This window comes from Holdemania sp., assembly GCF_986127675.1.
In genome coordinates this window covers 1-22,912 of sequence record NZ_CFQZWI010000043.1, presented here as the reverse complement: position 1 = coordinate 22,912, position 22,912 = coordinate 1, and the positions used below count along the sequence as shown (strand labels likewise).

The following is a 22,912-nucleotide window of genomic DNA, read 5'->3' as shown; positions in this document are numbered from 1 at the left end:
TCCGATCTCTTTTTTATCTGGTTTCTACAGTTATTTTAACACTTTTACCTCATTATCTGGTTCTTTTTTTATTTTGCTTTCCTCTGTTTCCCCTTTTACTCTGCCCCGTAACTCATTTTCCTCTTCACCTACACTTACTCTTACTATTGACCAATAATTTCAAATACCATAATATAAATTTTTACTTTCTTGTCTAATCCGGATCATTCCTTTTTTTGCCAGAACTTTTGACCCCCAATTAGATACTTTTTGCCAATTGCATCCAACTGCATCTGATATTTGACGAGCATTTTCCGCATGTTCATAATCTAACTCTGATATGTAACCTAAGATTTTTATCTCAACTTCCACATAATTTCCTTTTGTAACAGGAATATCTTTATGGATTATTTCAGTTAAAACTGTGTCGTCATCAAAGCATCTCTTTACTCTAGCTTGACTCACTTCATTTTCTTCATAAATTCTTCCACAAGTTTCACATTTATAGCTTTTTAATTTGTCTTTTATAAAATAACCATCATACTCGCTTAAAACAGAATCATAGATAAATCTGACTGATGTATACTCATCCTTATCAGATGCAAACTTGATTGAATTTTCTTGACATATATCATAATCAATACAATATAACGAGTAATTACCACCATATTTAGATGAACGTCCTTCTTCTAAATAATGAGTCAAAAAATATTCACAAAAAATATTCATATAATCCTTACGAACTGGATCAATTAAAATATGACTTGCAGGTCTACTTGAATTTTTTTGTTTTTCAGCTAGTGCTTTTTGTAGTATATCACTCCACATATCCATGTAAAATCCTGAAAGTAATTGAGTTTTTATTGCGCCAGAAAATTGTTTGAAATAAGTTTTCCTGGTTGCTCGAATTCCATAATTTAATTCCTGCATCCCTATTTTCTTGATATTCTTTGATGCTGTCGTTTGAATCCAAGCATTCTGAAGTATTAACCCAATACTCCTTGGAACTCCCATAGCCTCTGTTGATATCCTCTCAGTAACTGAATCTTTTGACCCTTCAAATACATCATTAAATGATAAGCCTTGACAAAAAAGAGACAGCCTTTTTTCAATCAACTGTTCCATATATAATTGCATACGTTTTAGCGTTGGTGTCAATCCACCAAATCGTTCAACAAATTCATTCAGATCTAAAGGTATCGGATATATATCTCGTCCAATTCTTATTTTATCACCAAAAGAAAATCTGTCAGTAATAACACCAATTTTAAAAAACATATTGACCTTAGAACCTAAGAACTTTTTAATTAGTACAGATAATATTCTTTGTTCTGTATCATTCAAGTCCGAAAACTCATCTAAAAAAACATATATATCATCAATACCTGCTTTGTTACGTATTTCATTTATTTTATTCAAGAAACTTTGTATATCTAGACCTCTTATTTGTTTGTAAGTCATAGAACTTGAATTTTCGATTTCATTCGAACTATTTGCATTAATTTCAGCCCCAGATAGATTTAATTTACCTTGAAAATTTTCACCTACTTTATTCTTATATTCATCATTAATATCCAATTTCCTTGAATTTTGAATAGCTAATCCATTTAATAAGGCATCTTCAATGAACGTAAGATCATCAAACGCTTGGTTTTCTTTTCTAAATTTATTGAGAAATTTCTCATCAAACATTAACCTTAATTGCGCCTTTAAAGATTGAATTATTTGACGTACCATGTGAATTTCAATAGACACTAATTCTGAATTATCACTAAATATCTCATTGCAATTACTAAGATCAATATATATTGGTAATATTTTTTTATCAACGAAATACTCACTCTCCCCTTTCACCTTAGAGGATATTGTTTTTAAACATTCGTAGTATCCCCTCAATAATAACGCAGTTTTCCCCGTTCCTCTCCTTCCTACAGCATAATTATCTTGGCGTTGCAATAACAAACTAAGATTTCCAAACATATCAATATAATAACTATCCAAATCTTTCAATTGGGTGATTTCATTAATATTGATATAGTCTGCTCTCAGAATACTTTCAAATGCTGATCTTACATTTCCGATTTGATTATTTGTTAACATCATCTTTTTCTCCATAACTGTACATTTTCTTTAATTTACATTTGAATATAAAAATCCAACTTCCAAGTCTTTTGCTAAAACGTTCATTTCCTTTACCCCACCACGGTAACCGAAAACATATTTCATCTTAACCAACCACAAAAGCACATCCACATATCCGCCTCCAATCCCCGAAACCCTTTGTTTTACAGCCTTTCCTCTCCAACAAAGCCACAGTCTCCACATGCGTCGTCTGCGGAAACATATCCACCGGCTGCACAACCTCCACGCCATACCCCCGCTCATTCAACACCGCGCAATCCCGTGCCAAGGTCGCCGGATCGCACGAAACATACACAATCCGCTTCGGATTCATCCTGACCAACGAATCAATCGTCGCCCCGTCCAGTCCCTTGCGCGGCGGGTCTACGATCGCCACATCCGGCTGAATCCTCCGCTCCAACAACTGCGCCGTGCACACTCCCGCATCGCCGCAGATAAACTCCGCGTTGGCGATCCCGTTGCGGACCGCGTTCCTCTTCGCATCCTCCACCGCCGAAGGAACAATCTCGATGCCGATCACCCGCTTCGCCTTCCGGGCCGCACTCAATCCAATCGTGCCTGTGCCGCAATACACGTCGATCACCGTTTCCTCCCCGGTTAAACCAGCCAGCTCGATCGCCTTCGTATACAACACTTCCGTCTGGACCGGATTAATCTGATAAAACGACTTCGCCGAAATCTGGAATCGCAGCCCCAACAACTCTTCCTCAATCGAAGCCGATCCCCACAACACGATCTCCCGATCCCCCAGAATCACATTATCCTCACGCTCGTTCACATTCAGGATGATGCTGCGAATCTGCGGATACGCCACAGTCAAACGCTCTATCAGTTCGTCTTTCCCTTTCAGTCTTTCCGATTTCGCGATTAACACAACCATGACCTGCCCTGTCTTAAACGCATGCTTGATCAACAAATGCCGCAGCTGCGCCGGATCGCCCGCTTCCTCAATCCAGGACCGCAGCGATCTCAAAATCTGATTCTCCAGTTCGCTGTGCAGGCAGCATTCGTCAAAATCCACAATATCATGCGAATGACTACGATAATAGCCGCAGACCAGTTTTCCATCCCGGTTGACCCCCACCGGCACCTGCACCTTATTACGATAGTTCCAGGGAAATTCCATCGACAACACCGGCTGAACCTCCACGTCCAGATGTCCGATCCGCTGGAAACAATCCGCAACCCGATGGCGCTTAAACTCTGCCTGCAGCTCAGCCCCCATTATCTGCAGCTGACAGCCTCCGCACTGACGCGCAACGGGGCAACGCGGCTCAACGCGCTGCGGACTCTCGGATAAGCGCCGGATCACCCGGCCATAACCCACGTTTTTCTTCACGGCCGTCACCCCGATCTCCGCACTTTCCCCCTTCAATAAATCCTTCACGAAGAAACACAATCCTTCATGACGAACTACCCCCAGTCCATCAAACGTATAGTCGACAGCTACTCCTGTAAACACATCATTCTTCTTTAATGCCATTCTCCGTTCCCCTTTCTGAATCATAATTTCAGCGCATCGCAACGATGAAACAACCAAACCTCAAGCCCTGACACCGATCCAAAAACGAAAAAGGGCTTCCGCCCTTTATTCCTTCGTGTCGTCCTGCGCTTCCGTATCCTCGCCGCCAACGACCTCGTCATCGTCATCCTTCGCCGCCTGAGGATTCCGCTTTTCTGCCAGTTCCTCGCGCAGCTGCCGGGCCAGATCGGCATCCAGCGGTTTTGAGACGATCTGCGTCGCAGCCTGTTCCATACTGGAGTTTTTCGCGCGGATCACATACACATAATCCTCGGACCCCGATTTATCAACATTGTTGTAGACATGCACTTCCAGGTCATACATCTTCTTGCCATTCGACGCCGTAAAGTAAGTCCCTTCATTCAGCACCGCCGTCACATCATTGTACGCCGTTTCCGACAAAGCACTCGCTTCCTCATCGCTGATCGAATCCACGGTATCAACATACACCCGTAGCGTCGCCGTCGTCAGTTCCACAGTGACCTTCTCCACCTGGTTTTCAGCCTTGATCCGACTTTCGATTTCCGACAGCTGATCCTTGGTGATCGCCGGATCCAGATCGCCCTTGAACCGATCGCCGTTGATCGGCTTCCCCGTATCCATGGACGCGCTGATCAAAATCCATCCCAGAATCGCGCATGGAATCGCGATCAGTACCAAGCCCACAATCAAAATCATTGTGGATTTATCATTCTTCTTCGTTTTATGTTTCTTTGCCGGCGCCGCGGCCGGTTTCTTCTTCACTGTTTTCTTTTGTTCAGACAAAGTCCTTCACTCCTTATCTTTTACTATTTTACAGGAAAAGAAGGGATTTGACCAGTCATTTCCTGAACCCTGCGTTTTTTGTAAGAAAAAGGACACCGAAAGCGTCAGTAACGCCTGGATGTCCCCCTTCAATCAGATTCTTTTCTTCAATTCCTCGACGATCAGCTTGTTGGTCATCGCCGGATTGGCCTGGCCTTTGGACTTTTTCATGACCTGACCGACCAGGAAGCCGACGGCGCGGTCCTTCCCGTTTTTATAGTCTGTGATCGACTGCGGCTGTTCATCCAAAACCTGATTGATCAGCGCGATCAGCGCGGAGGAATCGGACAGCTGTTTCATGCCTTTTTCCTGAGCGACCTGCTTCGGATCCTTCCCCTGAAGCACTTCCTCAAAGACGATCTTCGCCTGCTTGCCGGAGATTTCTCCGCCGACGATCATGTTGACCAGCTCAGCCATCGCCTGCGGCGCAACTGGGTTTTCAGCCAGCTTCGTGTTCAGCTTCGTCAATCCGGCCGGCAGCTCGACGATCACCCAGTTGGCAGCGATCTTGGCGTGCTGCGTGTGCTTCATGACCTGATCGTAATAATCGGCCAACTCCTTATTTGCGACTAACAGCGCGATATCATTTTCCGGCAGCCCCAGCTCGGCATACCGGGCCTGGCGAACTTCCGGCATTTCCGGCATCGCGGCCTGCAGCTGACGAATCCACTCCGGATCGAGCTGGATCGGGAAAATATTCGGTTCCGGGAAATATTTGTAATCCACAGCACCTTCCTTTTTCCGCATTGAGATCGTCGTGCGCGACGCCTCGTCGAAACGGCGGGTTTCCTGAACGACCTGACCGCCTTCGTTTAAGATCTGTGTCTGACGTTCAATTTCATACTCGACCGCTTTCTGGACGTTGCTGATGGAATTGAGGTTTTTAATTTCCGTCTTAACGCCGAATTTCTCAGTTCCGACCGGACGCAGCGAGATGTTGACGTCGCAGCGCATCGAGCCTTCTTCCATCTTGACGTCGGAAACGCCCAGATAATACAGTGTCTGTCTGAGCTTTTCGACATATGCCATCGCTTCTCTGCCGCTGCGGATATCCGGTTCCGATACGATTTCCACCAGCGGTGTACCGGCGCGGTTGAAATCGATCAGTGTACCGGCGTCATAGTGGAACTGCTTCGCTGTATCTTCTTCCATGTGCAGCCGTTCAATCCGGATGATCTTCGGCCCGTTTTCCGTTTCAATCTCGACATGGCCGCGACGGCCGATCGGGTAGAACTGCTGGGTGATCTGGAAGCCTTTCGGCAGGTCGGTATAGTAATAGTTTTTCCGGTCGAACCGCACCAGCGGATCGATCTCCATGTTCAGCGCCGTACAGGCCTGCACCGCCATCGCGACGGCCTGCTTGTTCAGACACGGCATCGTGCCGGGATGGCCTAAATCAATCTCGTTAACGCAGGTGTTGGCCGGAGCGCCGAACAATACCGGAGCGCCGGAGAACATCTTGGTTTTGGTCTTTAACTCACAATGTATTTCAATTCCGATAATGACTTCGTATTCCATTATTCAATTCCCTCCGCTGTGGCGTCCTTCAGGCCGGTGATATCTTCCATCGCCGCCGCAAAGTCGAACAGGCTCTGTTCATCCCAGGCCTTCGCCGTCATGTTTAAGCCGACCGGCAGCCCCTCGATCAAGCCCATCGGCACCGTACAGCTTGGATACCCGGTAAAGTTGCCGATGACCATGTGATTCTCCGCGATCAGATAACCGTCGGACAATTCGTCACGGGAGTGATCGTCCAGCTTCGGCGCGACATCGCTGCTGGCGGGCGCGATCAGAATATCGTAATCCTTCATAACCTCCGCGACATTCTCGACGATCAGGCGGCGCACCCGCTGCGCCTGGCGGAACAGCTTTTCCTGATTTTCGACAAACAGACCGTAGCTGCCAATGACAAACCGCTTGCGAATCAACGAGCCGAAGCCCTTGGTGCGCGACTGAATCATGATTTCTTCCATACTGCTGCCCGGCTGCTGAACGCCGAACCGGATGCCGTCCAGATTGGAGTGATTGGCCGTCGCTTCGCAGTTGGCGATTAAGTAGTAAGCCGGCAGAATCGCTTTCAACAGATCCTCGCGCAGACTGACTTCTTCCACTACTGCGCCCTTCGCTTTTAAAGCTTCGACGGTCTTTTCAAACAGGGCTTTCACTTCCGGATTGGCCAGCGCGTCGATCACGTTTTTAAATACTGCGACGCGTCGTCCCTTAATCTCGCTGTTCAGCGCTGCCGCGTAGTCCGGCACCGGTCTGTCAGCCGAGGTCATGTCGCGATCATCCCGGCCGGCCAGCACTTTTAAGGCCTCGGCCGCATCCAGCGCGCTGCGCGTGAAATAGCCGACGTGATCGAGCGAAGAGGAATAAGGAATGATGCCATAGCGGGAAATCCGGCCATAGGTCGGCTTCATGCCCAGAACACCGCAGAACGACGCAGGTTTGCGCACAGAATCCCCAGTATCGGAGCCGACCGCAAACGGAACGACACCCGCCGCGACTAACGCTGCGCTGCCGCCGGAGGAGCCGCCCGCCATGCGGGTACGGTCATATGGATTATACACCGGGCCGGTCGCCGCCGTTAAATTAGTGCCGCCCATCGCCAGCTCGTCCATCGACGCTTTGGCGATCACCACAGCGCCGGCTGCCTTCAGCTTGTCGACGATGTGTGCGTTATACACCGGAACATAGTTATCCAGAATCTTGCTGGAAGCGGTTGTGCGGACGCCGCGCGTACAGACGTTATCCTTTAAGACCACCGGCATGCCGTGAAACGGACCATCCGGGATCGTATCCAGCGCCGCCAGCTGATCTTCAACGTCGACGAACGTCACCACCGCATTGAGCCGCGGCTGGGAAGCCTGCGCTTTGGCTACAGCCGCTTCCACCCGTTCGCGGGCGGTCGTCGTCGCTTTTAATTCACTCATCGTTGCCATTTTACTTCACCACCTTCGGAACCACAATGTGGCATTCTCTGACTTTCGGCGCGTTGGCCAGCGCGTCTTCACGGCTGATCACATGATCGACGACATCCTCGCGCAGATAATTCGTCGGTGTTTCAAACGGGTAGACCATCGGTTCCACCCCCGTCGTGTCGATGCTTTCCAGCAGTCTCAGCTGTTTGTTCAACGTTTCGAATTCGGCCGCGATATCAGCGGCTTCCGCGTCGCTGAGATCGAACATCAACCGGTGCGCTAATTCTTTAAAATAAGCGGGATCTTTGATTTCTTCCATCCTTCTTCTCCTTCTTTGCTTCTTCCTTTACTGTTTCTTCTTTTACTGTTTCTTTTTTCAGTTGTTTCTTTTATTTCCGCCAGAGCGTTTCAGCCTTGCTTTTTTTAGCTGGCTTGTCAAGGGCCGCGCTTTTCAAACAGAGGTCAGCTGATATCCAGCACCGTGGTTTTCATCGTGCCTTTTTCGCGGTGCAGAATCATCACGGTTTCTTCCAGCTGCTTGATCACGATGATCAGCTCCATGTCGGTGCTGGAGAAATTGGCCGACAGCTCGTTAAGCAGCTGCATCAGAGAGTAGATCTCCGTGTAGCTCTTGGCCTGAACGGTCACGGTAATCTTGAGATAGTCCGCCGTGTCGTTAGTGTAGCGGGCCTTACCGATGATATTGACATTTTCCGGCATGAAATCCTTGACGCCGGCCTTGACCGTGCTGAATTGGGACGACAACACGCCGTCCAGCGCTGTCGCCTGATCGCTCGGGATCAGCACCCATTGTTCCTCAATCGGCGTGAACTGGCCGCTGCGGCTGGTAAACAGCCCCTGACCGATGAATGCTCCCGGGACGCTGGAACTGGTTGAATTTGAACTGTAAAACGTGATATAGATCGGCAGATCAGCGTCGACTTCGGCTTTGTTGCGGAAGTAGCGTTCCAGTTTGCGGCCGATCGTGCTGGCATAGGTATACAGCTTGTCCTGCGGGATTTCCACGGTGCTGTCGCCGCTGGTCACAGAGCTGTTCATCAGAATGCCGACCGAAATGCCGTTGAGCGTTTTCTGGTCTTCCTTCGCGATGAAATCGATCTCAACGATGCCGTAGACGATGTATGGCCGTTCCAGAATAATCGCATCGCTGATCTCAAAGTTGCCGCTGGGATTGAGTCCATAGGAGTGATCGCTGCTTTCATAGCGCTGCAGCTCCTGAATATCCTCATATTTCAAGATCTGTCCGGCCTGCAGATAATTGTCCTTGACCGGAAAGTGCTGCTTGCTTAATTCGATCAGCTCTTTCGGCATCTGCATCAAATCAAAGCGGCTGTTCGTGTTGCCCCGCCAATACCGGCCTTCGGACAGTTCGTGAGGCAGCAGCGTCTGGTAATCGTCTGAGGAATAGCTGCTGATCACCGTGCCGTCGCCGGTTTCCTCCGGCGCTTTCGGGGAGCAGCCGACCAGGCTCAGCGTCAGGCTGAGCGCCAGCAAAATCAAGCCCCAGCGGTTATTCCGCATGGCGGTTGACCTCTTCCATGAATTCGCTTTCCGTCATCGTCGCGACGCCCAGACTCTGGGCTTTCGTCAGCTTGGAGCCGGCGTTTTCGCCATAGATCACAAAATCAGTGCGTTTGGAAACACTGCCGGACACCGTAGCGCCCAGATGCTCGAGCAACGCCTGAGCTTCCGGCCGGGTCATCGTCGCCAGGGTGCCGGTCAGTACGATGGTCTTGCCAGTGAAGATCGTTTCCACCTGTTCCTCTTTCAGACAAATCATATTCAAACCGTGGCCGATCAGGGCTTCGATCAAATGCTGATTGGCTTCATCATGGAAGAAGTCCAGCACAGTCTGGGCGGTGATCGCGCCGATGTCCTTGATTTCTTCCAGTTCTTCATAGGTTGCCTGCATCAGGGCCTGCATCGTTTCAAACCGGTAGGCCAGAATCTTCGCGGCCTTCTCGCCGATCTGGCGGATGCCTAAACCGTACAACAGCTTCTCCAGTGAATTCTGCTTCGAATTCTCAATCGCTTCCAACAGGTTATCGGCGCTTTTCTTTCCCATTTTCGGGGTTTCGAGAATTTCGTCGTAGTGATCCTTCAGATTGTAAATATCCTCGACGGTGTTCAGCCATCCCTGAGAATGAAACAGCTCCACGCGTTTGACGCCCAGTCCGTCGATATTCATCGCGTCGCGGCTGCAGAAGTGAGCGATCGACTCGACAACCCGCGCCGGACAGTCGTTGTTGATGCAGAAGTGATGGGCTTCGTCGGGATAACGGACAAGCGGCATCCCGCAGACCGGACAAACCTTTGGAAAAACATACGGCACTTGCGAGCCATCGCGTTTTTCCGGCACGCTCGCGACAATTTCCGGGATGATATCGCCGGCCTTGTGGACGACAACGTAATCGCCGATCCGGATATCCTTATCCTTAATCATATCCTCATCGTGCAGCTGCGCGAAACCAACGCTTGTCCCTGCCAGACGCACCGGCGTCAACTGGGCGTTCGGCGTGATCTTGCCGGTTCGGCCAACCGTGACGAAGATGTTTTCCAGCCGCGTCACCGCTTCCTCTGCCGGGAATTTATACGCGATCGCCCACTTCGGGGTTTTCGCCGTAAAGCCTAACTGCTGCTGCTTTTCATAATCGTTGACCTTGATGACGATGCCGTCGATCTCATACGGCAGATCGCTGCGCATTAACGTCAGATCCTCGACAAACTGCCACACTTCCTCCATATTGCGGCACAGCCGGTTCAGCGGATTGATCCGGAAGCCCAGGCTGTGGATGAAATCGAGCGATTGTGAGTGCTGATGATGTCCCAACTGCGGCCCCTGCGGAACGTGGTACCACAAAGCGTCCAGACCGCGGGAAGCCGCAACTTTTGAGTCCAGCTGCCGGATCGAGCCGGCCGCCGCGTTGCGTGGATTGGCAAATTCTTCCTCTCCGTTTTCCCGGCGCTTCTGGTTTAAGCGTTCAAAGCTGGCCTTCGGCATGTAGACCTCGCCGCGGACTTCCAGCTCGCCTTCATAATCAATTTCCATTGGAATCGACTTGATCGTGCGGACGTTATGCGTCACGTCCTCGCCCACGACCCCATCGCCGCGGGTCACGGCATACTGAAACCGGCCGCCCTGGTAATTCAGCGACATCGCCAGACCGTCGATTTTGCATTCGCAGCAATATTCCACCGGACCGACTTCGGCTTCCGCTTTGCGGGCAAATTCAAAAAGTTCTTCCTTGTTGAAGACGTCGCCTAACGAAAGCATCGGACGTTTATGCGTAATCTTATTAAATTCTTCCAACACCTGACCGCCGACGCGCTGGGTTGGGGAGTTGGGATCGAACAGTTCGGGATGCTGCTGCTCCAGGGTGATCAGCTCCCGCATCAGTTGGTCGTACTCCGCATCGCTGACGGTCGGATGGTCCAGCACATGATATTCATAGTTATATTGATTCAGCTGCCTGCGCAGCGCAAGAATGCGATCTTCGCTCATCACTGTACCTCCTGAAATATCCAGTTTATTATAGCATAAGAACAAATGTTTTCTTCATCATCTTTACCAAGTTTACGCAATCTAATCGTTCCCCGGCCGCTTCTTTTCACTTTTCTTTTACATCCCGCTTCCTCACAGCGGACTCCCGCGATCAGATCCGTAACGGAAGCTCGGCAAATTTATCGGATCGAATCCGCAGCCGCGCCGTGCCCCTCACCCCTTGTTTCCCAGAGCCTATCACTCACTCATGCTAAGAGAGAAAAAAAGAGCGCCGTCAAAAACGACATAAAAACCCTCCGGTTTCCCTGATTCCAGGAGCGCGGAGGGTCTTCTGTTTTTCTGCATTCAATCCAAATTTTGCGTTCAATCCAGCTTCTGACGCAGCTTACACCGCCTTGGAATGCCCATGGAATTCTCGCTTTTCCCCAAGTCGCGACGCAGGCTCTCGCTTCGATTCTGCCGCAAGCCGGCAGCTGCCGATTCAGCCTGACGCGAGGAAAGGATTATTCAACTTCCTCAGCTTTCTGGATCGATGGATGGGTCGCCATGATTTTGCGCACGCCGAACGGAAAGGCAAACGCGATTTTCAGCATGCCTTCGCTGTATTCCAGCACGACGCCCTCGCCGAAAGCGGCATGGCGGACGTGATCGCCCTTCTTCCACTTCGTCCGCGGCTTGGAGGCGATTCTTTCCTCAAATGGCGCTTCGTCCTCAAACAGCGCGGAGTGCAGCTTGATTTCCTTCGGCTTGCCGGTATCGAAGGTCGCGCCGATGTGTTCGATATATTGCGGATCGATTTCCTTGATAAACCGCGACGGCACTTTAATCCGGCTTAAAATGTAGCTGAAGCCTGAGCTTTCCGTCAGATACAGCTTGTTCTGGGCACGCGTGAAGGCGACGTACGCCAGCCTGCGTTCTTCCTCCAGCCCTTTCAGCTGGCTTTCCTGCATCGCGCGGTCGTTCGGGAAAATCCCTTCGCTCATCCCGTAGACAAAGACCGTATCGAATTCCAGCCCCTTCGCCGCGTGAACCGTCATCAGCTGAACGTGATCGCCGCCGTCCTCCGCGCCTTTATCGCCATACAGCGAAACCAGCTGCAGGTATTCTTCCAGTGAACTGTCCGGGTAATTGACCGTATAGCTTTCAATATCGGTGATCAGTTCCTTCAGGTTTTCCAGCCGCTCATTTTCCTTATCCGCTTCCAGCATCGAACGGTAGCCGCTGTCCAGCAGGATCATTTCCAGCAGCCGGCTGATCGGTGTCGAAGGCGCCAGATTCTTCCACTTTTCCACCATTTTAACAAAGTTGTCGATCGTTGTCTGGGCCTTGCCGCTGACAACCTTTTCATCGCGGATAACCTCGTACATCGTCTTGCCCGTTTCCCGAGCCCGTTGCACGATCGTGTCCATCGTCTTGTTGCCCAGCCCCCGCCGCGGAACGTTGATGATCCGCATCAGCGCCAGATCGTCGCTGCCGCACACCATCCGCAGATAGCACAGGGCGTCCTTGATTTCCGCCCGTTCGTAGAACTTGATGCCGCCGTAGATCACATACGGAATCCGCTGCTCGATCATCGCTTTTTCAAGCGCGCGGGAGAGGTAGTTGGAACGGTAGAGAATCGCGCAGTCGCGGTAGCGCTGGCCTTGCTTGTGCAGCTCGTTGATCTTGCAGGCAATCCAGGTTGCTTCATATTCTTCCCCGGCGCTGGAATAGTGCGTGATCGCGCCGTTGTCCGGCCGGCTGGTAAATAGATCCTTTTCCACACGGTTGCGATTGTTGTGAATCAGCGCGTTGGCGCCGTTCAGGATGCTTGGGGTCGAACGGTAGTTTTCATTCAGAACGATGGTTTCGCATGGCTGGTAATCTTTTTCAAAATTCATGATGATGTTGACGTCCGCCCCGCGCCAGGTGTAAATCGTCTGATCCGGATCACCGACGACATAGACAGAGTTGTCGTTGCCGGCCAAGAGCTGGATCAAATCGTACTGGATCTTGTCGATATCCTGGAACTCGTCGACGTGGATATAATGGAAACGCTGCACCCACTTGGCCTGAATTTCCGCAAACTGGCGGAACATCCGCACGGTATACAGAAGCAGATCGTCGAAGTCCAGCGCGTAGATCGCCTGCTGACGGTTGACGTAATATTCGTAGACCTTCGCCTTGTCGTTTTCCCCGCGCAGATCGCCGGCGAACACATAGGCCCGCTCCGGGCTGATCTCAGCGGCTTTGTTATTGGCAATGTAGTCCAGCATCGAACCGAAGGTATAGGTCTGCTTATCCAGACCGAATTCCTTGTAGGCTTCCTTCAGAATGCTGCGCTGATCATCGGCGTCCATGACCGTGAAGTTGCGGGGCATGCCCATCGCCGGGATATCCTCGCGCAAAATCCGCACGCACAGCGAGTGAATGGTTGAAATGAACACGGCGTTACCTTGTTCCGGAAGCATCTGCCGGATGCGCTCCTTCATTTCGTTGGCGGCCTTGTTGGTGAAGGTGATCGCCAGAATTTTATTCGGCCAGACATGACACTGCTCGATCAAATGCGCGATCCGCATCGTCAGCACGCGCGTCTTGCCGCTGCCGGCCCCCGCGATAATCCGGACATACTGGCTGGACGTCAGCACGGCCTTTTTCTGATTTTCATTCAGCATCTCAATTAAAACCATTGTTCGCCACCTCTGCTTTTCTCTTCTTTAAGCTGATTTTCACGGACTTGGATCATGAAATCGTTCCTTATTTTAAGCCACGAGATTCAATTTTCCTCAAAGCCTCGATTCAACTCCCCGTAAAATCCCTGAATTTCAAATTGTTGATTCAGACTTTCTATATTATACATGAAACGCGAGTCATTTCTATCCCCGAGCTGCGGGTTTCAGAATTTTCATTTTCCCGGCGGAATGGGCTCCGGCTAAAAGGTGTCGCCTCTAAGGCTTTCCCAGATTGCCGCAACATTCTAAGCCTTCATCGCTTCGCCGGAAAGGAAAAGGAAGGTCAACGCGATCCTTCCTTCTGACGCAGCATCAATGTCCAGCGGCCGATCGGCACAAAGCCCAGCCGGCTGTAAATTCTTCCCGCTTCCTCGTTTTCGAAGAACAGGCATGGTTTTTTACCTTCACTTAGCAACTGTCCGCACAGCGCCGTCATCACCGCGCTGGCTAACCCCTGACGCCGACAGTCCGCGCGTGTCGCCACGCCGCCGATCATCGCCGCTTCTGCGGTTTCCGCTGTGCTGTTGGCCTGGCAGATCACCTGGCCGCCCCGCTCAATCAGGAAATGGCGGCCTTCCCGTGTTTCAATCCGGTGTGCAATCATCGCCGCTTCGTTGTCCGTCTGGAACACCTCTTCCAGCAGCCCTTTTATCCGCTGGGCATCCTGCGGCTGGGCCTGGCGGATCTGCGGATCCGATACCGGTTCCGCTGTCAGCGCGTCCAATTCGCAAAACAAGCATTCCTCACGGCTGAAGGCATCCAGCGCCAGCCCATCCAGCACCTCTTTACGCCCTTGAATCGCCTGAATTTCATATTCTTGAACCAGCCGTTCGACAAACTGCGAGTCGACGCGATTTTCTTCGCTGGCGATCACCAGGTTATGATAATACACCAGATAAATGCCATGTACAAATTCATCTTTATCAATAAAAACAGTTTGAAACCCCTGATTGAATCCATAGTTCTCAATGTCCCCGATCAAAAACAAATTCAGCGACGGGCTTTGCCTCAGATAATCCAGACATTCCTGCCGATGTTTTTCACTGCAGCGAATCATCATCGCAATCACCTCGATGCTTTTTATTTTATCAAACTCTGACACGGAGGTGAACTATTTTTTCAACTTTCTTAATTTTTCCAGCATTCTCCGCGATTCCCTTCAAGCCATGCTATAATGTACAAATAAGGAGAATCAAAAGGATGAAACGAATTGCAAATCAATGGAAAGATTACGAATGCTGCGACGCGGGCGACGGTGAAAAGCTCGAGCGCTGGCAGAATATCATACTGCGCCGGCCAGATCCCCAAGCGGTCTGGAAGCGCACGGAGCACGCCGGATGGAACCGCGTGCATGCGCATTATCACCGTTCAAACCGGGGCGGAGGAAGCTGGGAATTCAAGCAGGCCGTCCCGCAAACCTGGACGGTATCGTATAAAGAGCTGACCTTTAAGGTTTCCCCAACCGGCTTCAAGCATACCGGGCTGTTCCCGGAGCAGGCAGTCAACTGGGATTGGATGCAGAGTAAAATCCGCAAGGCCAAAGCCGACGGCCGGCCGGTCCGGATCCTGAACCTGTTCGCCTACACCGGCGGAGCGACGATGGCGTGCGCCAGCGCCGGGGCCGATGAAGTCGTGCATGTCGACGCCAGCAAGGGCATGGTTCAGTGGGCCAAGGAAAACATGGCGCTGTCCCATCTGGAAAACCGTACAATCCGCTTTATCGTCGACGACGTCCTGAAATTTGTCGCGCGCGAAAAGCGCCGCGGTCATACCTATCAGGGCATTCTGATGGATCCGCCGTCCTATGGCCGGGGGCCGAATGGCGAAGTGTGGAAGCTGGAGGATCAGATCAACGAATTAGTGAACGCCTGCCTGGAGATTCTGGACGACGACGCGCTGTTTCTGCTCGTCAATTCCTATACGACCGGTTTTTCCTCCATCGTTCTGGAAAATATTCTGCGCACAACCGTGCTGCACTGTCATCCGAATGGTTATGTGTTCGCCGGGGAAGTCGGGCTGCCGATCACTCAGGATCACATGATCCTGCCGTGCGGAATTTACGGCGCGTGGAGCGACGAAGACGATGAAGTTCAAAATTCTTTATGAGGATAATCACCTGCTGGTCGTCGTCAAGCCCGTCAACATGGCAGTGCAGGCCGACGACAGCCGGGATCCGGATCTCTTAACGCTATTAAAGCAGGACTTAAAAGAGCGGTATCAGAAACTGGGCAACGTCTACCTCGGTTTAGTTCATCGGCTGGATCGCCCGGTCGGCGGGGTCATGGTGTTTGCCAAAACCTCCAAAGCTGCTTCCCGGCTCAGCGATCAGGTCCGCACCCGCGGCTTGAAGAAAACCTACCAAGCCATTTTATGCGGGCGTCCTCACGCCGCTTCAGCGACGTTGAAAGACTGGCTGATTAAAAATGAAAAGACCAATACTGTGCGCACGGCCGCACCCAACACGCCGAAAGCCAAAGAAGCAATTCTAAGCTATCAAATCCAGGGTGAAAAAGATGGACTGACGCTGGCTGAGATCCAGTTGGAAACCGGCCGGCCGCATCAGATCCGCGTGCAGTTTGCCAGCCGCCGCACCCCCTTGTGGGGCGATCAGCGCTACAATCCGCAGGCTCGTCCCGGGCAGCAGATCGCGCTGTGGGCGGTATCGCTGACGCTGCGTCATCCGGTAACACAGGAAACGATGACGTTTACCTGTCCTCCGCCAAACAGCGTTCCATGGAATTTATTTTATCCGTCCTGAGATGAATGAAAGGAGTTTTTGATCATGGCAACAAAACCACCCGTGAAAAAGCGCAGGGTTAAGCGCAGACGGCGCAGACGGATCCGCAAATCCGTACTTTACGGCTTGATCGGCATCGCCGCGGCGATCGTGCTGGTCTTCTCTCTCACGACCATTCCGAAAATTACAACCGATAACAAGCTGAAAAGCCTGGGCTATTCCAAAGAAAGCATCGCGATGATCAAGCGGCAGAAGCTGACCAAAACGATTCTCAATGATAAGCTGTATTCCGACAATCTCAACGCCGCGCTGGCATCTGAGAACTTCAATAAAGATTATCTGCGGCTGTATCTGGTCACCGATTCGCTGAGCGAAGACGACACACGGCTTTACGATCGCCTGCGGGCCCGGAATTATCCCGAGGACTCCTGTCTGAAATTGTTTGAGAAATTGAATTTCTGGGAGATCACGCCGTTATTGGTGTTTGATTATGTCAGCGATGTCGACGCTTATATCCAGGACTGCACCGATCATCGCGACGTCAACAGTGAGAATCATTTTGAGCTGAGCGGCAGCTACGTCCATTGGTATGACAGCACGTCGGCTTCCGACGCGAAGGATGTCAGCATGATCGTGAACAAGCGCTATTACCTCGGTGAAAACTACGCTCCGGATGATCTGGTGCCGTTAAGCCTGACCTATGCCGCGAAAGATTGTTACCTGCGCCAGGAAGCGGCGGATGCGATGGCCGCGATGTGCGACGAGCTGAACGCCGGCGGCAAGCCGAAGATGTATGCCTCCTCCTCTTACCGCGATTATCAGTATCAGGTCGATCTGTACAACGGCTACGTCAATTCTAAAGGTCAGGAGTGGGCGGACTCAATTTCAGCCCGGCCGGGTTTCTCCGAGCATCAGACAGGACTGACCGTCGATATGGCTGCCACCGGCGCGCAGCTGTCCAAGTTCGCCGATACCGAAGCATTCCAATGGATGCAGCAAAATGCGCACCGCTTCGGCTGGATCCTGCGTTATCCGGAAGGGAAGGAAACGATCACCGGTTACAACTATGAAGCTTGGCATTATCGCTACCTGGGCGTCGAGCTGGCGACCAAGGTGCATGATTCCGGTCTGACCTATGACGAATATTACGAATTGTATCTGCGTTAAACGCTTTCTAATCAACGATCCGGCTTTCTCTGCCGGATCTTTTTTGTATTGACCTGTTCTGTTTGACCTGCCCTGTTCCGCAGGACTGGGATGCGCCTTCAGCCACTTAGCAGCTTCTTCCTAATTGAAAGAAGCTTATTTTCGGATTAATCCCGAAAAAAAGCCTGACATTCAATAATGTCAGGCCAATTCCTTTATTATAATTCAGTTTATACTTCTACAATCCCCAACGACGCCAGCACGATCGCCAGCACCAACACCGTGATAATCAGGCGGTTGGAATTCATCCATTTCTTTCCCAGCATCCAGTAGCACAATACTGCGAACAACGCCGGCATCAACCCCGGCATAATTGAATCCATGTATTTCTGAAGCGGGAATTCCTGCAGCAGCATTTCTCCGGTCTTCGGATCTGTGCCCAGACTGACCGTCAGCGTCTTCAGCGGAAATTTCACCATCGTGGCGATCATGCCGCCGACCACGGTCAACCCCAGCACCGACGCTGAAGCTGTGATCGTTTCTTTAATCCCGGAAAGCGTATTGACGATTTTAGCCCCCTGTTGATAACCGATGTCGTACAACTTGAACCGCAGCAGCAGGACGCCGATCAGCCAGATTTCCCAGATCATGATGCCGACGACGCTGCCTTCCTTGGCCATGGTCGCCGCGATCGAGCCGAACACCGCGCCCGGAATCATGCTGAAAATCGTATCCCCAACACCAGCGAACGGTCCCATCAGCGCAGTCTTCATCGAAGACGCGACGTCGATACCCGCGCCGTTTTCCTGCATTTCTTCCTCAATCGCAACGTTCATTCCAACGATGATATCCCCCATGGCCGGCGTGGTGTTGAAGAAGACAGAATGCGCCTGCAGCGCTTTTTTCTTCAGCGCCGGCTGGTCCCCATACAGCTTTTCAATCAGCGGAAGCATGGTTGTCAAATAGCCCAATCCTTGCATGCGTTCGTAGTTCCATCCAATCTGAGAATTCCAGATCCAGCGGAGATTGATGCGGCGAAGCTCTTGTTTGTTCAGGCGTTTCGTCTGTGTCATAGCTTTGAGTCCCCCTTTTCTTATCCCTTATATATTTTTACCATTATAGACCTATTAAATTCGATTTTCAATCAATGATTCAGCTTTTATAGAATTTCCTGAGATTTTTTATTCTCCCCCGTGTTTTACCTTGCTTCTCCTTCCATTGAAAAAAACAAGAACTCAAGATACAAAGAAAGATCCCCGCTGCAGGATCTTTCTTTAATATCAAAGTTTAAAGCTTGTCGTCAGGATGCATGAAGCGTCAAACCGCTTAAAGCAGCTGGATCTGCGAGGTCTCCGGATTTTTCTTCACCTGCGCCGCATACGCCTTGGCCTGTTCGATCAAATTGTTAATGCCGGTGCTGCGGTAGACGCCTTTCTGAATCAGAATCACGTCGTAAATAACAAACGGATCGCCCCAGTTCAGCTGCACCAGTCCCATCTGCCGCACTTTCGGCACGCAGACATAAGGAATCAGGCAGATCCGATTATCATCCTTGGCGGTGTTGATAACGGCATGGATACTGCCTAAGAATAACTCCGAGGCCGGGCGTGCGCCATTTTGGGTCAGACACCGGCGGAACTCGTCGGTGAAACAGCAGTCCTCATAGGTATAGGAGAAATTCTCCCGGTTCAAATCGCCAAGATGCACTTCCTCCTGCTGCGCCAGCCGGTGATTCGGCGACGTCATTAAACACAGCCGTTCCTGAAACAGCGGAACGATCTGCTGCCCTTCGCTTTCCTGAGTATTGAGCATCTGAACAAACCCGATGTCCACCTCGTTCTGATTCAGCCATTCCGGCACCCGTGCGCAGCAGATCGCGTTGACCTGCAGCGTCAGCTCCGGCTGCGTCTTTTCCACCGCCGCGAAGAAATCGCCGAATGCGAAACCGACCATCAGCTCGCCCCCTGCGACCCGGATCGTGCCGATCGCTGATTTCGTCTGATCAAATTCATACTGCAATTTGAAATACACACTGAGCATCTCATCAGCGTAGCGCATAAACCGCTTCCCATCATAGGTCAGCTCAATTTTTCCATTGCGGTATTCCACCAACTGAACCTGCAATTCATCCTCTAACGAACGAATGTGCTTGGCCAGGGTTGAGGGCGCATAGCTCAATTTCTCCGAGGTCTTCATGTAGTTTTTTTCCTGGGCTAAGGTCCGAAATGTGATCAGCTGTTTAATATCCATCGTTGCTCTCCTTCACTGCAAAAGCATCCATGGTCAAAATGGATGCTTTTTTTAATCATTGGTTATCTGGAGGACTACTTCGCGTCAGCGACGACCGTTTCGCCTGCCAGCTTACCGAAGACAACCGTATCAACAACCGCGTTGCCGCCTAAACGGTTAGCACCGTGGATGCCGCCGGTGATTTCGCCTGCTGCATACAGACCGGAAATCGGCTGGCCTGCTTCGTTCAGAACACGGGTTTCCGTGTCGATCGTCACGCCGCCCATCGTATGATGGACGCAAGCCTGACGAGCTGTCGCAACCCATGGTCCGTTCTCGAGCTTTGTGGAGTACAGCGTTCTGCCGAATTCGTCAGTTCCGCCATCCGCAGCCGCGTTGAAGCTGTCAACAGTCTCTTTTAACGTCGCGGCGTCAATGCCCATCTGAGAAGCCAGATCTTCCAATGTATCCGCAACTAAAATATACCCGTTTTCTTTCAAATAATCAAACGTAAATCCGTCGGCTGAACGCCAGTTCGGGTCGGTAATGTCAACATAGCCCGCGCCGTCGCCGGATTCCAGCATGTAGAACATCGAATCGGTCTGCGCCATAACAGCCAGACAGATCTCGTCACGACGGCCGTCTTCACGAACGAAACGCTTGCCTTCTTTGTTGATGAAGATAATCTGATCGGTGCCGTTGACGTCACGCGGCGGATATTTCGTCAGCTGGCCATCTTTTACGTTGCCCAGGTACAGCAGCTGAATCTGTTCCATATCGGTTAAGGAAGCGCCGACTTCCAGTGCCATCGAGATGCCGTCGCCCTGCGAGCAGCTGAAACGGTTGGTCGTCATGACCTTGCTCAAATCGTTCCACTTGCCGGAGGTGTTGTATTCCTGAACCATCTTGCTGTTGGCTGCGAAACCGCCGGTTGCCAGAACGACGCCCATGTTCGCGCTGACGGTGAATTCATTGCCCGCTTTGTCCTTGCAGACAACGCCAGTCACTTTTCCTTCATCATCCTGAACCAGTTTTTCAGCGGTGCTGCTGGTCAGAACGGTAATCTTTTCATCTTTCAAAATGTTTTCAACATACGTGGAGATAAAGCCGGTGCCCATCTGCATCGTGCTCGTATGTGTTCTCTGCCACAAGCTGCCTGCGCCCTGGCCGATGATATCGCTGAATTCCATACCCAGTGATTCGATCCATTCCAGACCTTCATAGGAATCGTAGCACAGAACCTTGACTAAATCGAGATCGCCGACTTTATCGCCGTTGATCCATGTCTGCAGCGCATACCATTCTTTCGTATCGAACAGATCGGTACGGCCGCTGGCCTTGTATTCATCCCACTGCGCCTGAACTTCTTTCTGCAAAGCAGCATGCGCATCGTTGATCGGATCTTCCGCCAGAGCTTTTTCAACGGTCGTCTTCACAGCGTCCGTCATCGTTACCTTGTTCTGCAAAGGTTCATCCGGTGTGTTGTAAATCGCGCCGCAGACTAAGGTATCGCCGCCGACTTCACCGTTCTTTTCAACGATGATAACGTTAGCGCCCTTCTGAGAAGCCGCGATCGCCGCCGCCAGGCCTGCTCCGCCGCCGCCAACAACGACAACGTCTGCGCTCTGATCCTGCTGTGCTTCAGAAGCGACTTCCTTCATCCAGTTCGCCGGATCCGCGCCTGCCTGCGTCAGGCAGTCTTTCACAGCGTTGATGACCGCCGCGGAAGTGATCGTCGCGCCCGCTACGGTATCGACGTCCAAACTCTGATTGGCTACAATTTCTTCCGGAATCAAGACTGTCGGTGCTTTCCCGCCTTCATCCAATTCCGTTCCCGCCGCGTTTTTCAAAACGCCGCCGATCCCCGGTGTTTCTGAATCCTTTGTTACCTTAACGGAAACAATGGCGTCCTCGCTGACTTCAACGGTGACTTCAACGGCATCGTTCATTCCCTGCGATGTCGCGGTGTACGTCCCAGCCTTCATGCCTGTCGCGGCCGCCGGCTCATCCTTCTTCGGAGTTGAGCATCCGGCCATTGAACAGATCATGAGGAAACTGGTCAGGTAAAGCATTGCTTTTTTCATTCTTCATTTTCCTCCTTAAATATTGTTAAAATTATATCATGTTATTTTTTTATCAACACACACTAAAAGGAAATGGGTTCTCGCTTTTTTCGTGACTGCTCCCCATCTCCTTTCACCGCAGCAGGCTGACCGGCAGCCTCAAACCAAAAACGCCGGTATTTCCGGCGTCTTTCTGTTTTATGATTTCCTTTATTTTTGCAGCGATCCTGATCAGAACCAGCCCGCGCTATTCCCGCGATTCCGACCGTTTCGGATTTGTCGGTCGCTGCGTCGATTTCGCTGAAGCTTTGCGAAATCCCCGGGTCAGCGCCAGCGCGTAATACAGAATGCGTTCCAGAACATAAAGCACAAGGACAACCTTTACGGCTGCTATCGAAAAAGCCATGCTGGAAGTCTGAACGGAAGTTGGGCGGTAGACGACGTCATAGGTAATCGGCCCTTCACTTTCCAACATGTCAAACGTGACCAGTCCGGTGTTCTTTGCAGCGTAAGGAATAATCGTGGCGATCACTTCGCCCTCCTTGATCGCATCAACCTCATAGCCGTAATAATACGTCCGCGGTACGGTGAGCCACTGGCCGCTTGGCCCCGATTTTACAACAAACTTGAAATGCCCATACTCGCTTTCATCAACGTTCTTATCATTGATCAGCAGCTTCATACTGCTGTCGATAAACGATTCGCTTGGCGACACCGCCCATTTCACCCATTCGCGGTAATCCTTGTAATCGACGTCCACGTCATACGGCAGATAATCCGCGCTGCTTAACTGCTGGACATTGTAGACCGCAGTTTCCTGGGTTTCTCCATAAACATTCAGCTGCGCTTCCTCCACCGTCATGGCATCCGGATAGCCGTAGATCTGATCATAATTCACCTTCAGCATAGAATAGGTCGGAATCAAGATCACGATTACGCTGGCCGTCTTCAACAGGATCCTGAATTCCACCCGTTTGAAATTCCGGATGAACACAGACCAGTAATACCCGCCGGCCAGCGCCAGCATCGGAATGCAGACCGGCAGCAGCCGCTGGACAAACTGCATGAAGCTGAAAAATGGAAACAGCTGCCAGGGAAACAGCTTCGTCATCATCAACATCGAGATCGGAAGAGC

Annotated in this window: 17 protein-coding genes; 3 read left to right on the top strand and 14 right to left on the bottom strand. The window is 51.1% G+C overall.

Annotated elements, in window-relative coordinates:
* Nucleotides 1–159: 159 nt before the first annotated feature.
* The 10 genes from AC5OW4_RS08225 to AC5OW4_RS08180 form a co-directional block, all read right to left on the bottom strand.
* Nucleotides 160–2,079 (bottom strand): hypothetical protein, encoded by a 1,920-nt coding sequence (locus AC5OW4_RS08225; RefSeq protein WP_139248627.1) that lies wholly within the window; start codon nucleotides 2,077–2,079, stop codon nucleotides 160–162.
* A 127-nt stretch (nucleotides 2,080–2,206) separates the two neighbouring features.
* Nucleotides 2,207–3,604: a 23S rRNA (uracil(1939)-C(5))-methyltransferase RlmD gene (rlmD, locus tag AC5OW4_RS08220; RefSeq protein WP_234973184.1), complete on the bottom strand. Its 1,398-nt coding sequence runs from the start codon at nucleotides 3,602–3,604 to the stop codon at nucleotides 2,207–2,209.
* 105 nt (nucleotides 3,605–3,709) lie between these two features.
* Nucleotides 3,710–4,408 carry a hypothetical protein gene (locus AC5OW4_RS08215; RefSeq protein ID WP_072684874.1) on the bottom strand — a complete coding sequence of 233 codons (699 nt, stop codon included), beginning with the start codon at nucleotides 4,406–4,408 and terminating at the stop codon, nucleotides 3,710–3,712.
* A 132-nt stretch (nucleotides 4,409–4,540) separates the two neighbouring features.
* Nucleotides 4,541–5,965, bottom strand: a complete 1,425-nt coding sequence (gene gatB, locus AC5OW4_RS08210; RefSeq protein ID WP_195548319.1) for an Asp-tRNA(Asn)/Glu-tRNA(Gln) amidotransferase subunit GatB — start codon at nucleotides 5,963–5,965, stop codon at nucleotides 4,541–4,543.
* Complete coding sequence (locus AC5OW4_RS08205) at nucleotides 5,965–7,389, bottom strand: amidase family protein (RefSeq protein ID WP_139248626.1); 1,425 nt, start codon at nucleotides 7,387–7,389, stop codon at nucleotides 5,965–5,967. Before AC5OW4_RS08205 ends, gatB begins: the two co-directional genes overlap by 1 nt.
* A 1-nt stretch (nucleotide 7,390) precedes the next feature.
* A complete protein-coding gene (gene gatC / locus AC5OW4_RS08200) occupies nucleotides 7,391–7,687 on the bottom strand; it encodes an Asp-tRNA(Asn)/Glu-tRNA(Gln) amidotransferase subunit GatC (RefSeq protein ID WP_072684873.1) in 297 nt (98 codons plus the stop codon).
* Nucleotides 7,688–7,830: 143 nt separating this feature from the next.
* Complete coding sequence (locus tag AC5OW4_RS08195; protein ID WP_072684872.1) at nucleotides 7,831–8,910, bottom strand: CamS family sex pheromone protein; 1,080 nt, start codon at nucleotides 8,908–8,910, stop codon at nucleotides 7,831–7,833.
* The gene (ligA, locus tag AC5OW4_RS08190; RefSeq protein WP_072684871.1) at nucleotides 8,900–10,891 is read right to left on the bottom strand and encodes an NAD-dependent DNA ligase LigA; all 1,992 of its coding nucleotides are present in this window, start codon (nucleotides 10,889–10,891) and stop codon (nucleotides 8,900–8,902) included. Before ligA ends, AC5OW4_RS08195 begins: the two co-directional genes overlap by 11 nt.
* 503 nt (nucleotides 10,892–11,394) lie before the next feature.
* On the bottom strand, nucleotides 11,395–13,560 hold the full coding sequence (locus AC5OW4_RS08185; protein WP_072684870.1) for an ATP-dependent helicase: 2,166 nt from the start codon (nucleotides 13,558–13,560) through the stop codon (nucleotides 11,395–11,397).
* A 325-nt stretch (nucleotides 13,561–13,885) separates the two neighbouring features.
* On the bottom strand, nucleotides 13,886–14,662 hold the full coding sequence (locus AC5OW4_RS08180; RefSeq protein WP_072684869.1) for a GNAT family N-acetyltransferase: 777 nt from the start codon (nucleotides 14,660–14,662) through the stop codon (nucleotides 13,886–13,888).
* Nucleotides 14,663–14,802: 140 nt separating this feature from the next.
* Between AC5OW4_RS08180 and AC5OW4_RS08175 the strand changes: the two genes are divergently transcribed.
* Genes AC5OW4_RS08175 through AC5OW4_RS08165 form a run of 3 tightly spaced genes read left to right on the top strand, consistent with a single transcriptional unit; the run spans nucleotide 14,803 to nucleotide 17,506 of the window.
* Nucleotides 14,803–15,708, top strand: a complete 906-nt coding sequence (locus tag AC5OW4_RS08175; RefSeq protein WP_072684868.1) for a class I SAM-dependent methyltransferase — start codon at nucleotides 14,803–14,805, stop codon at nucleotides 15,706–15,708.
* Nucleotides 15,686–16,360 carry an RluA family pseudouridine synthase gene (locus tag AC5OW4_RS08170; protein WP_072684867.1) on the top strand — a complete coding sequence of 225 codons (675 nt, stop codon included), beginning with the start codon at nucleotides 15,686–15,688 and terminating at the stop codon, nucleotides 16,358–16,360. The genes AC5OW4_RS08175 and AC5OW4_RS08170 overlap by 23 nt, the downstream gene beginning before the upstream one ends.
* 24 nt (nucleotides 16,361–16,384) lie before the next feature.
* Nucleotides 16,385–17,506 (top strand): M15 family metallopeptidase, encoded by a 1,122-nt coding sequence (locus AC5OW4_RS08165; RefSeq protein ID WP_072684866.1) that lies wholly within the window; start codon nucleotides 16,385–16,387, stop codon nucleotides 17,504–17,506.
* 209 nt (nucleotides 17,507–17,715) lie between these two features.
* Here AC5OW4_RS08165 and AC5OW4_RS08160 read toward each other — a convergent pair whose 3' ends face one another.
* From AC5OW4_RS08160 to AC5OW4_RS08145, 4 genes are all read right to left on the bottom strand, one after another.
* Complete coding sequence (locus AC5OW4_RS08160; protein ID WP_072684865.1) at nucleotides 17,716–18,558, bottom strand: PTS system mannose/fructose/sorbose family transporter subunit IID; 843 nt, start codon at nucleotides 18,556–18,558, stop codon at nucleotides 17,716–17,718.
* A gap of 253 nt (nucleotides 18,559–18,811) precedes the next feature.
* Nucleotides 18,812–19,735 carry a LysR family transcriptional regulator gene (locus AC5OW4_RS08155; RefSeq protein ID WP_493676859.1) on the bottom strand — a complete coding sequence of 308 codons (924 nt, stop codon included), beginning with the start codon at nucleotides 19,733–19,735 and terminating at the stop codon, nucleotides 18,812–18,814.
* A 74-nt stretch (nucleotides 19,736–19,809) separates the two neighbouring features.
* A complete protein-coding gene (locus AC5OW4_RS08150) occupies nucleotides 19,810–21,798 on the bottom strand; it encodes an FAD-dependent oxidoreductase (RefSeq protein ID WP_493676858.1) in 1,989 nt (662 codons plus the stop codon).
* Nucleotides 21,799–22,024: 226 nt separating this feature from the next.
* Nucleotides 22,025–22,912: hypothetical protein (locus tag AC5OW4_RS08145; RefSeq protein WP_493676857.1), on the bottom strand; the 888-nt coding region annotated here is incomplete at its 5' end.

Bases quoted from the DNA above. Each gene is read 5' to 3' on its own strand.
- AC5OW4_RS08225 (WP_139248627.1), bottom strand. From the start codon at position 2,079: ATGTTAACAAATAATCAAATCGGAAATGTAAGATCAGCATTTGAAAGT.
- rlmD (WP_234973184.1), bottom strand. From the start codon at position 3,604: ATGGCATTAAAGAAGAATGATGTGTTTACAGGAGTAGCTGTCGACTAT.
- gatB (WP_195548319.1), bottom strand. From the start codon at position 5,965: ATGGAATACGAAGTCATTATCGGAATTGAAATACATTGTGAGTTAAAG.
- AC5OW4_RS08205 (WP_139248626.1), bottom strand. From the start codon at position 7,389: ATGGCAACGATGAGTGAATTAAAAGCGACGACGACCGCCCGCGAACGG.
- gatC (WP_072684873.1), bottom strand. From the start codon at position 7,687: ATGGAAGAAATCAAAGATCCCGCTTATTTTAAAGAATTAGCGCACCGG.
- AC5OW4_RS08195 (WP_072684872.1), bottom strand. From the start codon at position 8,910: ATGCGGAATAACCGCTGGGGCTTGATTTTGCTGGCGCTCAGCCTGACG.
- ligA (WP_072684871.1), bottom strand. From the start codon at position 10,891: ATGAGCGAAGATCGCATTCTTGCGCTGCGCAGGCAGCTGAATCAATAT.
- AC5OW4_RS08185 (WP_072684870.1), bottom strand. From the start codon at position 13,560: ATGGTTTTAATTGAGATGCTGAATGAAAATCAGAAAAAGGCCGTGCTG.
- AC5OW4_RS08180 (WP_072684869.1), bottom strand. From the start codon at position 14,662: ATGATGATTCGCTGCAGTGAAAAACATCGGCAGGAATGTCTGGATTAT.
- AC5OW4_RS08175 (WP_072684868.1), top strand. From the start codon at position 14,803: ATGAAACGAATTGCAAATCAATGGAAAGATTACGAATGCTGCGACGCG.
- AC5OW4_RS08170 (WP_072684867.1), top strand. From the start codon at position 15,686: ATGAAGTTCAAAATTCTTTATGAGGATAATCACCTGCTGGTCGTCGTC.
- AC5OW4_RS08165 (WP_072684866.1), top strand. From the start codon at position 16,385: ATGGCAACAAAACCACCCGTGAAAAAGCGCAGGGTTAAGCGCAGACGG.
- AC5OW4_RS08160 (WP_072684865.1), bottom strand. From the start codon at position 18,558: ATGACACAGACGAAACGCCTGAACAAACAAGAGCTTCGCCGCATCAAT.
- AC5OW4_RS08155 (WP_493676859.1), bottom strand. From the start codon at position 19,735: ATGGATATTAAACAGCTGATCACATTTCGGACCTTAGCCCAGGAAAAA.
- AC5OW4_RS08150 (WP_493676858.1), bottom strand. From the start codon at position 21,798: ATGAAAAAAGCAATGCTTTACCTGACCAGTTTCCTCATGATCTGTTCA.